Source organism: Streptomyces glaucus (assembly GCF_039533365.1).
Classification (GTDB): Bacteria; Actinomycetota; Actinomycetes; order Streptomycetales; family Streptomycetaceae; genus Streptomyces; species Streptomyces glaucus.
On the sequence record NZ_BAAATK010000045.1, the window covers coordinates 26,101 to 36,974 of the forward strand.

The 10,874-nt window shown below is 71.9% G+C and carries 7 protein-coding genes and 4 tRNA genes; 4 read left to right on the forward strand and 7 right to left on the reverse strand.

What is annotated here, in order from left to right:
- Positions 1 to 100: 100 nt before the first annotated feature.
- The 3 genes from ABD363_RS26015 to hrpA form a co-directional block, all read right to left on the reverse strand.
- Positions 101 to 292: a DUF6274 family protein gene (locus ABD363_RS26015; RefSeq protein WP_344607744.1), complete on the reverse strand. Its 192-nt coding sequence runs from the start codon at positions 290 to 292 to the stop codon at positions 101 to 103.
- Positions 293 to 551: 259 nt separating this feature from the next.
- Positions 552 to 626: transfer RNA gene (locus tag ABD363_RS26020), tRNA-Asp, on the reverse strand.
- Positions 627 to 719: 93 nt separating this feature from the next.
- Positions 720 to 4,673 (reverse strand): ATP-dependent RNA helicase HrpA, encoded by a 3,954-nt coding sequence (gene hrpA / locus ABD363_RS26025; protein WP_344607746.1) that lies wholly within the window; start codon positions 4,671 to 4,673, stop codon positions 720 to 722.
- Positions 4,674 to 4,748: 75 nt separating this feature from the next.
- Between hrpA and ABD363_RS26030 the strand changes: the two genes are divergently transcribed.
- The gene (locus tag ABD363_RS26030; protein WP_344607748.1) at positions 4,749 to 5,783 is read left to right on the forward strand and encodes an ABC transporter permease; all 1,035 of its coding nucleotides are present in this window, start codon (positions 4,749 to 4,751) and stop codon (positions 5,781 to 5,783) included.
- Positions 5,784 to 5,839: 56 nt separating this feature from the next.
- Here ABD363_RS26030 and ABD363_RS26035 read toward each other — a convergent pair.
- The 4 genes from ABD363_RS26035 to ABD363_RS26050 all read right to left on the reverse strand — a co-directional run bounded on the left by ABD363_RS26035 (position 5,840) and on the right by ABD363_RS26050 (position 7,801).
- A tRNA-Phe gene (locus tag ABD363_RS26035) sits at positions 5,840 to 5,916 on the reverse strand.
- Between the two features lie 24 nt (positions 5,917 to 5,940).
- Positions 5,941 to 6,015: transfer RNA gene (locus ABD363_RS26040), tRNA-Asp, on the reverse strand.
- Positions 6,016 to 6,067: 52 nt separating this feature from the next.
- A tRNA-Glu gene (locus ABD363_RS26045) sits at positions 6,068 to 6,140 on the reverse strand.
- 80 nt (positions 6,141 to 6,220) lie between these two features.
- On the reverse strand, positions 6,221 to 7,801 hold the full coding sequence (locus ABD363_RS26050) for a metallophosphoesterase family protein (protein WP_344607750.1): 1,581 nt from the start codon (positions 7,799 to 7,801) through the stop codon (positions 6,221 to 6,223).
- A gap of 84 nt (positions 7,802 to 7,885) precedes the next feature.
- On the opposite strand from ABD363_RS26050, the gene ABD363_RS26055 reads away from it, so the two are divergent.
- The 3 genes from ABD363_RS26055 to ABD363_RS26065 all read left to right on the forward strand — a co-directional run.
- Positions 7,886 to 8,236: a metallopeptidase family protein gene (locus tag ABD363_RS26055; protein ID WP_344607752.1), complete on the forward strand. Its 351-nt coding sequence runs from the start codon at positions 7,886 to 7,888 to the stop codon at positions 8,234 to 8,236.
- 113 nt (positions 8,237 to 8,349) lie between these two features.
- Positions 8,350 to 8,907 (forward strand): hypothetical protein, encoded by a 558-nt coding sequence (locus ABD363_RS26060; protein ID WP_344607754.1) that lies wholly within the window; start codon positions 8,350 to 8,352, stop codon positions 8,905 to 8,907.
- A gap of 261 nt (positions 8,908 to 9,168) precedes the next feature.
- A partial coding sequence (locus ABD363_RS26065; protein ID WP_344607755.1) for a DEAD/DEAH box helicase occupies positions 9,169 to 10,874 on the forward strand: 1,706 nt, incomplete at its 3' end.

Below are 10,874 nucleotides of genomic sequence, written 5' to 3' on the forward strand. Positions count from 1 at the left end.
CCGCTGCCGCTGCCGCTGCCGCTGCCGCTGCCGCTGCCGCTGCCGCTGCCGCTGCCGCTGCCGGCGATGCGGGTCCGTGAGCGGGGTCACGCCGACGGGGTCACGCGGGGGAGGGGCTCTCGTCCTCGGCGGTCCCCTCGGGGCGTTCCGCCGACCGGGGAGGGGAGTCCATCGCCAGCCGCAGCAGGCGGTGGCAGACCGGGCAGTGGCGGGTCAGATGGCCGTACGACGACGCGGCCGACAGATGCGCGCGGAGCAGTGCCCCTGTCTCGTGCCGGGCCGATGCCGCCATACGCCACCTCCGGGGCGGGCCGCGCGGGGGGTGGCCCTGCTTCCGGGGTACCGAGCGAATGTGACGGCGTCAAGACGGCGTGGCGCTTCCCGGGGACACCGCGCGCCGGTTCGGGGCGGCGCGGCCGGTGCGCGTCCTGGCGCACCCGGGGTGTCCGGCCGCGGTGCGGCCGCCGGATCGGCGGGATGACGAGGACCCGGGAGTGCCGGAGACACGACTGAGGCCCGTCGCCGTGTCGGCGCGGGCCTCGATCGTTCTGCGGTCCTGACGGGATTTGAACCCGCGGCCTCCACCTTGACAGGGTGGCGAGCACTCCAAACTGCTCCACAGGACCAGGTTTCGCGGCGCTTGTTCTGCGTTGCGCTGCGAGAAGGACTGTACAGGAGGGTGAGCCCCTTGGTCGAACTCACCCACCGTGCACGGGGTGTCACGGCGCCAGCGCGTCGATCGCCTTCACGATGCGCTTGTCGGAGACGGGGTACGCCGTGCCCAGCGCATGGGCGAAGTAGCTCACCCGCAGCTCCTCGATCATCCAGCGGACGTCCAGGACCTGCTGGGGCACCGGGCGCCCCTGCGGCATCTGCTCCAGCAGCCACGCGTACTCGTCCTGCATCTCGCGGACCTTCTCCATGCGCGTGGTGTCCCGCTGGACGTTGGTCGGCATCTGCTGCAGCCGGCGGTCGGCGGCGACCAGGTAGCGCACGAGGTCCGGCAGCCGTCGCAGGCCCGTCTCCGTCACGAAGCCGGGCTTCACGAGGGCGTCCAGCTGCCCCCGCACGTCCTGGAGGTTCGGCAGCAGCGCGGGGCTGCGTACGGCCTTCAGCCGGCGCTCGCAGGCCTGCCAGGCGGCCAGCACCTGCCGCACCTGCTCCACGGTGCGGACGGTCGTGTCGACGATCTCGGCGCGCACCTTGTCGTACAGCTTCCGGTACGACTCCTCGTCCCAGGCCGGTCCGCCGAAGTCCGCGATCAGCTTGTCGGCCGCGGCCGTCGCGCAGTCGTCGAACAGGGCCTGGACGGAGCCGTGCGGATTCGCGGACAGCGCGAGCTTCTGAGCGTTCGTCAGCTTCTCGGATGCGAACTTCGCGGGGTTGACCGGGATGTTGCGCAGGATCAGCCGCCGCGTGCCCTTCCACATCGCCTCGGCCTGCTCGGCCTCGGTGTCGAAGAGGCGCACCGAGACGGTGTTCGCCGCCGGCCCGTCGTCGACCAGCGCCGGGTACGCCTTCACCGGCTGCCCCGCCCGGCGGGTCTCGAAGACGCGGGTGAGCGTGCCGATCGTCCAGTCGGTCAGGCCCCCGCGCTCCAGGGACTCCCCGCCCTGCCGGGAGGCGGTGGCCGCCGCGGCCTGGGAGAGGGCCTTGCGCGCCTTCGGCTTCAGCTTCAGCTTCAGCGCTTCGAGGTCCTTGTCCTCGGCGAGCTTGCGGCGCCGCTCGTCGACGATCCGGAAAGTGATCTTCAGGTGGTCGGGGACCTTGGACCAGTCGAAGTCGTCCGCCTCGAAGGGGACGCCGACCATGCGCTTCAGCTCGCGCGCCATGGTCGTCGTCAGCGGCTCCTGCAACGGGACGGCCCGCTCCAGGAACGCCTTCGCGTAGTTCGGCGCGGGCACGTAGTTGCGGCGGATCGGCTTGGGCAGGGACCGGATGAGCTCCGTGACGAGTTCCTCCCGCAGCCCCGGGATCTGCCAGTCGAAGCCCTCGCCGGTGACCTGGTTGAGCACCTGGAGCGGGATGTGCACGGTCACGCCGTCCGCGTCCGCGCCCGGCTCGAACTGGTAGGTGACACGGAACTTGAGGTTTCCCTGGCGCCAGGAGTCCGGGTAGTCGGCCTTGGTGACCGCGCCCGCCTTCTCGTTGATGAGCATCTCGCGCTCGAAGTCGAGGAAGTCGGGCTGCTCGTGCCGCTTGCGCTTCCACCACGAGTCGAAGTGCGCGCCGGAGACGACGTGTTCGGGGATCCGCTGGTCGTAGAAGTCGAACAGGGTCTCGTCGTCGACCAGGATGTCCCGGCGCCGGGCGCGGTGCTCCAGCTCCTCGACCTCGGTGAGGAGTCTGCGGTTGTCGGCGAAGAACTTGTGGTGCGTGCGCCAGTCGCCCTCGACCAGGGCGTGCCGGATGAACAGCTCCCGGCTGACCTCCGGGTCGATCCGGCCGTAGTTGACCTTGCGCTGGGCGACGATCGGGACGCCGTACAGCGTGACCCGCTCGTACGCCATCACCGCGGCCTGGTCCTTCTCCCAGTGCGGTTCGCTGTAGGTGCGCTTGAGGAGGTGGCCGGCGAGGGGCTCGACCCACTCGGGCTCGATCTTCGCGTTGACCCGGGCCCACAGGCGGGAGGTCTCGACGAGTTCGGCCGACATCACGAAGCGGGGCTGCTTCCGGAACAGGGCCGAACCCGGGAAGATCGCGAACTTGGCGTTGCGCGCGCCCAGGTACTCGTTCTTGTTGCCGTCCTTGACGTCCTTCATGCCGACGTGGGACAGCAGGCCGGCGAGGAGGGAGACGTGGATGCGGTCGGCGGGGGCGTCCTGGTCGTTGAGGTGGATGCCCATCTGCTTCGCGACCGTGCGCAGCTGGGTGTAGATGTCCTGCCACTCGCGGATGCGCAGGAAGTTCAGGTACTCCTGTTTGCACATGCGGCGGAAGGAGGACGAGCCGCGCTCCTTCTGCTGTTCGCGGATGTACCGCCAGAGGTTGAGGTAGGCGAGGAAGTCGCTGGTCTCGTCCTTGAAGCGGGCGTGCTGCTGGTCGGCCTGGGTCTGCTTGTCGGCGGGGCGCTCGCGCGGGTCCTGGATGGACAGGGCGGCCGCGATCACCATGACCTCGCGGACGCAGCCGTTCCTGTCGGCCTCCAGGACCATGCGGGCCAGGCGCGGGTCGACCGGCAGCTGGGCGAGTTTGCGGCCGGTCTCCGTGAGGCGCTTGCGGGGGTCCTTCTGGGCCGGGTCCAGGGCGCCGAGCTCCTGCAGGAGCTGGACGCCGTCGCGGATGTTGCGGTGGTCCGGCGGGTCGATGAAGGGGAACTTCTCGATGTCGCCGAGGCCGGCCGCGGTCATCTGCAGGATGACGGAGGCGAGGTTGGTCCGCAGGATCTCCGCGTCGGTGAACTCCGGGCGGGCGTCGAAGTCCTCCTCGGAGTAGAGGCGGATGCAGATGCCGTCGGAGGTGCGGCCGCAGCGGCCCTTGCGCTGGTTGGCGCTGGCCTGCGAGATCGGCTCGATGGGCAGCCGCTGCACCTTGGTGCGGTGGCTGTAGCGGGAGATGCGGGCGAAGCCCGGGTCGATGACGTACTTGATGCCCGGGACGGTCAGGGACGTCTCGGCGACGTTGGTGGCCAGGACGATCCGGCGGCCGGTGTGCGGCTGGAAGACGCGGTGCTGCTCGGCGTGGGAGAGCCGGGCGTACAGCGGCAGGATCTCGGTGGACCGGTACTGCTTCTTCGTGAGCGCGTCGGCGGTGTCGCGGATCTCGCGCTCGCCGGACAGGAAGACGAGGATGTCGCCGGGCCCCTCGGCCATCAGCTCCTCGACCGCGTCCGTGATCGCGGTGATCTGGTCGCGGTCGGCGTCGTCGGAGTCCTCCTCCAGCAGGGGGCGGTACCGCACCTCGACGGGGTAGGTGCGGCCGCTGACCTCGATGATCGGGGCGTCGTCGAAGTGCCGCGAGAAGCGCTCGGGGTCGATGGTGGCCGAGGTGATGACGACCTTGAGGTCGGGGCGCTTCGGGAGCAGCTGGGCGAGGTAGCCGAGCAGGAAGTCGATGTTGAGGGACCGCTCGTGCGCCTCGTCGATGATGATCGTGTCGTAGGCGCGCAGCTCGCGGTCGGTCTGGATCTCGGCGAGCAGGATGCCGTCCGTCATCAGCTTGATGAAGGTGGCGTCCGGGTTCACCTGGTCGGTGAAGCGGACCTTCCAGCCGACGGCCTCGCCGAGGGGGGTGTCGAGCTCCTCGGCCACGCGTTCGGCGACCGTGCGGGCGGCGATACGGCGGGGCTGGGTGTGCCCGATCATGCCGCGCACACCGCGGCCGAGCTCCAGGCAGATCTTGGGGATCTGGGTGGTCTTGCCGGAGCCGGTCTCACCGGCGACGATCACGACCTGGTGGTCGCGGATGGCGTCGGCGATCTCGTTCTTCTTCTGGCTGACGGGGAGCTGTTCGGGGTACGTGACCGCGGGGACGCGGGCCCGCCGCTCGGCCATGCGTGCCTCGGCCCTGGCGACCTCGGCCTCGATCTCGGTGAGGACCGCGGCGCGGGCCTCGGGCTTGCGGATCTTGCGCGCGCCGTCGAGCCTGCGGCCGAGGCGGTGCGCGTCGCGCAGGGAGAGCTCGGTCAGGCGGGGGGCGAGGGCGCCGAGCGCGGGAGCGGGGTGCGTAGACATACGCGATCCAGGATCTCACCTCCGGGAAATTCGTGGCGACTGGATTTGTCCCGCCGATGATCTAGCTTGGGTCGTATGTCCGATTCTGCGCGCGGTGCCCGGGAACGCCCACCCACCCGGGCGGACCGCTGGACCGCCTTCCGGGAGTCACCGTTCCTGCCCGCGACCGTGCTGACGCTGATCCTCGCCGCCGCGGCCGGCCTCTTCGCCGGTTCGTACACGTACGCCATGGCCGACCCGACCCCGCGCACCGTCCCCACGGCGGTGGTCGGCGCCTACCGCGAGGATCCGGGCCGCCGCTTCGTCGCCGGTCTGGAGGAGGCCCTGGACGCCTCGGTGAAGCTGCACCCCTACGACAGCCGGAGCGCGGCCGTGGCGGCGGTGGACGAGCAGAAGGTGTTCGCCGTGCTCGACGTCCCCGCGGGCGGTGACGCGGTCACGCTGGACCTCTCCGGGGCGTCCGGGGCGTCGGTCGCGGAGGTCTTGGAGCAGGCGGCGCAGAAGGTGGGCAGGGCCACCGGGGTCGCGGTCGAGGTGAGGGACCTCAGGCCGTTGCAGGAGGGCGACCCGCGCGGCTTGGCGATCTTCTACATCTCGCTCGCGGCCGTGATCATCGGCTTCGTCGGCGCGATCCAGCTCAGCGTGCACGCCCGCGACCTCAATCCCCTGGAACGGATCGCCTACACCGCCGCCTACGCCCTGCTCGGCGGGTTCGCGATCGTCGCCGCGGTGGACTGGCTGCTGGGCGCGCTGGACCTGCCGTTCGTGCAGTCCTGGATGATCCTGGCGCTGACGATGTTCACGTCCGGCATGGTCTTCACGATGTTCAACGCCCTGGTCGGGCGCTGGGCGATGCTCCCGACCTGGGGGCTGATGGTGCTGCTCGGCAACCCGTCCTCGGGCGGCGCGGTCTCCTGGCCGCTGCTGCCGTCCCCGCTCGGTGTGATCGGCCAGTGGCTGCCGCCCGGCGCCTCGGTCAACGCCCAGCACACCGCCGTCTACTTCCCCGGCCACCAGCACGTCTTCCCGTTCCTGGTGCTGGCCGGCTGGGCGGTGCTCTCCTGCGCGGTCTTCTGGACCTGGCGTCACCGCCATCCCGGCGGCCGGTGAAGGAGGAGAGCGGCCCGACACGACGAAGGCCCCGTTCGATGAACGGGGCCTTCGGCTGGTGGCTGGGGCCGGGGTCGAACCGGCGACCTTCCGCTTTTCAGGCGGACGCTCGTACCAACTGAGCTACCCAGCCACGAGGTTTCACGTGAAACCTCAGCGGTCCTGACGGGATTTGAACCCGCGGCCTCCACCTTGACAGGGTGGCGAGCACTCCAAACTGCTCCACAGGACCAGGTGTGGTTGCGTGCGAACCGACGAAGGTAAGTGTCGCACACTGTACTGCGTGCCCCCAACGGGATTCGAACCCGTGCTACCGCCTTGAAAGGGCGGCGTCCTAGGCCGCTAGACGATGAGGGCTATCGGCCCGCCTGGGCGCTTCTCAGCGCGTCGGGGACGTGAGAAGCATATGGGATGGCGGGAGGGATCGCCAAAACGGTTTACGGGGCGCTTGTCGCGGGGGCGGGGGAGGAGCCGCTCGGCGAGGGCGTGGCGCCCGGCTGGTTCTCCTCCGCGAGATGGCGGCTGACCTCGGCCGTCGCCTGGCCCAGACCGCCCAGCTCGATCGCGTCCCAGGCCTGGAGGCGGCGTGTGTCGCGGTCGAAGTAGAGGACCGACGCCTGGATCGGGTCCGGGTACCTGCCCTCCACCGCGCGCAGGCCGCTGCCGCCGGTCGAGCCCTCGACGCGCAGCCGCGTGCCGTACTTCATGACCTCCGTCTCCGCGTGGTGGATGTGGCCGGCCAGGACCAGCGGCACCTCGCCGTCCACCTGGCGGGCCGCGGCCGGCTCGTGGGCGACGGCGACGTCGACGGGCCGGCCGGCGGCCCGCTGGTCGCGCAGCGCCGAGGCCAGGCGGGCGCCCGCCAGTTCCTGGGACGCCTCGGCCCCGGGCCGCTTGGAGCGGTCGGGGGTGAACTGCGGGTCGCCGATGCCGGCGAAGCGCAGGCCCGCGACGGTCTCGGCGCGGCCGTCGTCCAGGACGTGCACGTTCCGCAGGCCGTCCAGGTAGCGCTGGGTGGTCGGGGAGTCGTGGTTGCCGCGGACCCAGACGTAGGGGGCGCCCAGGTCCTCGATCGGGTCGAGGAAGCCGTTCTCGGCGGCCGTGCCGTGGTCCATCGTGTCGCCGGAGTCGACGATCACGTCCACGTCGTACTGCTCCACCAGCGAGGCGATGATCTTCCAGCTCGCCGGGTTCAGATGGATGTCCGAGACGTGCAGGACCCGGATGGTGGTGGGGTCGGGGGCGTAGGCGGGGAGGGTGGACGTGGCGTCGTAGAGCTTGGTCACGTTCGTCACCAGCCGGGCCAGCTCCTTCTGGTAGACGTCGAACTCGGTGACGATGCTGCGCGCGTTGCCGACCAGGGAGGGGGCGGAGGAGAGCAGGCCGGAGAACCTCGGCTCCAGGACCGACTCGGGGTTCCAGGTGGCGTAGGCGCTTCCGCCGGACGCGGCCAGGAGGGTCAGGGCCAGGCCGCCGGCGGCCAGGGCGCGGCGGGGGCGGCGGTAGACCGCGAGGCCGAGCGCCGTGGCGCCCGTGACGACCGCGACGCAGGAGCGCGCGGCCAGGTCCAGCGCGCCGTGGGCGACGTCGCGGGTGACCTCCTCCTGGAGACCGGAGAGGCGCTCGGGATGGTCGACCAGGGCCTGGGAGCGGGCCGGGTCGAGCTGGTCGACGTTGACGTCCAGGCGGACGGGGGCGCTGTGGCTGTCGAACTGGAGGGCGCCCAGCGGCGAGACGTTGATCTTCGTGCCGCCGGTGAGGGACGGACGCAGGGTCATCGTCGTGTCCACGGGGCCGACCGGGACCCGTACGTTGCCCACGACCAGCAGGCCCAGCCAGGCGCCGAGGAGGACGACGGCGACGAGGCCGAGGGCGCGGGCCCAGGGGCGCGGACGGGGAGCGAGCCCGGCGGCGGGCGCGCGGCGCGCGGAACGGCGGCGGGTCGGGACGCGCGGAAGCCTTCGCATGAGGTGCATGGTGTTCGGAATGTCCGGGACTGCGGAGGGGACGCGGACCATTGGTCCCGTATGCCCAAGTCGGAGGCCGGATATGCGGGACGATCAGGGGTCTCGCACGGGGGTGACGTACCCGACAATGGGCCTGTGCTGGAGATGACGCGCGAGGAGTTCGAGGAACTGGTCGCCGAGGCGCTCGACCGGATCCCGCCGGAGCTGATGCGACTGATGGACAACGTCGCGGTGTTCGTCGAGGACGAGCCCCCGGTGGACGATCCCGAGCTGCTCGGGCTGTACGAGGGGACCCCGCTGACCGAGCGCGGCGAGTGGTACGCCGGTGTGCTGCCGGACCGGATCACGATCTACCGGGGGCCGACGCTGCGGATGTGCGCGACCCGTGAGGAGGTCGTCGCCGAGACCGAGGTGACCGTCGTGCACGAGATCGCGCACCACTTCGGGATCGACGACGCGCGGCTGCACGCCCTCGGATACGGCTGAGCCCGGCCGCCGGGACACGCCCGGGTCCGGACCGCCGGGCGCGTGTCCTCCCGCGGGCGGCGGGAGTTGGGCAGGTCGACTCCTTCCCCGCCCCGTCCCGGAGGTGGCCGCCCGTGCGCCCCTTGCCCGTACCCGTCCGCCTGGCCGCCACGGTCGTCGCCGTCGCCGCCGCCGCCGGCTGCATGAGCGTGGGGGACGGCGGCGCCGGCGGACGCGCCGAACCGTCGCACTCCGCCGGCCGGCAGGGCGGGCAGACACCCGACGGCGGGACGGCGGTGTCGGGCGGTGGTGCCGGGCACGGCGCCGCGGCGGCCGACGGCGCGCACGGGCACGGCAGGGGCAAGGGCAGGGGAAGAGGCAAGGGCAAGGGCGCAGGCGGGAAGAAGGGCGGAGCGGGCGGGCCGGCGGCTCCCGGCGCGGAACCCTCCGCCGCGGCGAGCGGCTCCGCGCCGGCGCCGGACCTGCCGGGCGGGCCCGCCGGACCGACCCCGCCGCGCACGGAGCCGCCGGCTCCCACGCGCCCGGCCGAACCGGCGCCGACCCCGCCGCCGCCCGAGCCGACCACCTCGCCGGAGCCGACACAGGCGGAGCCGTCGTCGTCGGCGCACGAGCCGCCGGGGCCGCAGCTGGTCCAGCGGGAGCCGGCGCCGGAAGCCGGAGCGCCGGCGTAGGAATGCGCGGGCGTCCGGACGTGTTGGTGTGGGAGACTGTCCCATCTGCTGTCGTGCGGCTCGGTTTGCCTTCGAGGCCCCCGGGTGCGTATGGTGGCAGATCGTTTGATCCCATTTGCCCGGCGCCACCGTAGAGCGCGCCGTGTGGCGCGTACTCCCTTATGCCGTGGTGGACCGCATCGAGGCGGTCGTAATTGCGAATTGCGAATCACGGAGTTGACGGGCGCGTGCCGACGAGACTCCGGAAGGTTTCGCATTCGCATGTCCATCATCAGTACTGACCACGTCGTCGTGCCCGAGAACCACGAAGGCACCGAGGACACCCCCCAGGCCCCCGAGATCACCTTCGCGGACCTCGGGCTGCCCGAGGGCGTCGTGCGCAAGCTCGCGCAGAACGGCGTGACCACCCCCTTCCCGATCCAGGCCGCGACCATCCCGGACGCCCTGGCCGGCAAGGACATCCTCGGCCGCGGCCGCACCGGTTCCGGCAAGACCCTCTCCTTCGGCCTGCCGACCCTGGCCCAGCTGGCCGGCGGCCGCACCGAGAAACACAAGCCGCGGGCCGTCATCCTCACGCCGACGCGTGAGCTCGCCATGCAGGTCGCCGACGCGCTCCAGCCGTACGGGGACGTCCTCGGGCTGAAGATGAAGGTCGTCTGCGGCGGCACGTCCATGGGCAACCAGATCTACGCCCTGGAGAAGGGCGTCGACGTGCTGGTCGCCACCCCGGGCCGGCTGCGCGACATCATCAACCGCGGCGCCTGCTCCCTGGAGAACGTCGAGATCGCCGTCCTCGACGAGGCCGACCAGATGTCCGACCTGGGCTTCCTGCCCGAGGTCACCGAGCTGCTCGACCAGGTCCCGGCGGACGGCCAGCGGATGCTGTTCTCCGCCACGATGGAGAACGAGATCAAGACCCTCGTCGACCGGTACCTGAACGACCCGGTCTCGCACGAGGTCGACGCGGCGCAGGGCGCGGTGACGACCATGTCGCACCACATCCTCATCGTGAAGCCCAAGGACAAGGCGCCGGTCACCGCGGCCATCGCCTCCCGCAAGGGACGGACGATCATCTTCGTGCGGACCCAGCTGGGCGCCGACCGGGTCGCCGAGCAGCTGCGCGACGCCGGGGTGAAGGCCGAGGCGCTGCACGGCGGCATGACGCAGGGCGCGCGGACGCGGACCCTGGCGGACTTCAAGGACGGGTACGTGAACGTGCTGGTCGCGACCGACGTCGCGGCGCGCGGCATCCACGTGGACGGCATCGACCTGGTGCTGAACGTCGACCCGGCCGGCGACCACAAGGACTACCTGCACCGGGCCGGCCGTACGGCGCGGGCGGGCCGCACCGGCACCGTGGTGTCCCTCTCCCTGCCGCACCAGCGGCGGCAGATCTTCCGGCTGATGGAGGACGCGGGCGTCGACGCCACGCGCCACGTCATCCAGGGCGGCGCGGCCTTCGACCCGGAGGTCGCCGAGATCACCGGAGCCCGGTCGATGACCGAGGTCCAGGCCGAGTCCGCGGGCAACGCGGCGCAGCAGGCCGAGCGCGAGGTCGCCCAGCTCACCAAGGAACTGGAGCGGGCGCAGCGGCGCGCGACCGAGCTGCGCGAGGAGGCGGACCGGCTGCTGGCCAGGGTCGCGCGGGAGCGCGGCGAGAACCCGGAGACGGTCCTGGACGGGGCGCGGGACGCCGCGGCCGCCGAGTCGCCGGTCGCCGAGGTGTCGCTGCCGGAGCAGCCGACCGCGCGGGACGTCGAGCGGGGCGAGCGCGGGGAGCGCGACGAGGCTCCGGCGTACGAGCGGCGTGAGCGCCGGGAGGAGCGGGGCGGCTTCGGCCGGGACGACCGGGGTGACCGGGGCGGCCGTTCCTCCGACCGGGACCGCGACGGGCGTTCCTTCGAGCGCCGCGACGACCGGGGCGGGTTCAACCGTGACCGGGACCGGGACCGCGGCTACGACCGCCG

Excerpts from the sequence above, each read along its gene's own strand:
- ABD363_RS26050 (WP_344607750.1), bottom strand. The coding sequence starts at position 7,801 with ATGGTCCGCGTCCCCTCCGCAGTCCCGGACATTCCGAACACCATGCAC.
- hrpA (WP_344607746.1), bottom strand. The coding sequence starts at position 4,673 with ATGTCTACGCACCCCGCTCCCGCGCTCGGCGCCCTCGCCCCCCGCCTG.
- ABD363_RS26030 (WP_344607748.1), top strand. The coding sequence starts at position 4,749 with ATGTCCGATTCTGCGCGCGGTGCCCGGGAACGCCCACCCACCCGGGCG.
- ABD363_RS26015 (WP_344607744.1), bottom strand. The coding sequence starts at position 292 with ATGGCGGCATCGGCCCGGCACGAGACAGGGGCACTGCTCCGCGCGCAT.